Source organism: Pseudomonas sp. Larv2_ips, assembly GCF_963879675.1.
Taxonomy (GTDB): domain Bacteria; phylum Pseudomonadota; class Gammaproteobacteria; order Pseudomonadales; family Pseudomonadaceae; genus Aquipseudomonas.
The window spans coordinates 1-363 of sequence record NZ_CAWOAW010000034.1 but is presented as its reverse complement, the minus strand read 5'-3'; the positions used below and the strand labels follow the sequence as shown (position 1 = coordinate 363).

The 363-nt window shown below is 55.9% G+C and carries 1 tRNA gene; it reads right to left on the bottom strand.

Features of this window, described 5'->3' with window-relative positions:
- Nucleotides 1–280 precede the first annotated feature (280 nt).
- Nucleotides 281–357 (bottom strand) — tRNA-Met (locus AACV02_RS28525).
- Nucleotides 358–363: the final 6 nt, after the last annotated feature.

Genomic DNA, 363 nt, shown 5'->3' with positions numbered 1-363 from the left:
GCGGGAGCCGGATTTGAACCGACGACCTTCGGGTTATGAGCCCGACGAGCTACCAGACTGCTCCATCCCGCGTCTGTGGGCGGCATTCTACAGCCCAACGCCGAGGTGTCAACCGTTAATGGGCCGATGGGTCAAATTAGTGTGAATTAGCCCGTTGCACGCCGACCACGTGCGGTAAGTGCGCGCAGGACAACGATTTTTCTGTCTTACAATTTGCGTACACACGCAAAACAAGCGCGCACAAAAAAGGCCACTCTTTCGAGTAGCCTATTTTGATGTTTGGTTGCGGGAGCCGGATTTGAACCGACGACCTTCGGGTTATGAGCCCGACGAGCTACCAGACTGCTCCATCCCGCGTCTGTG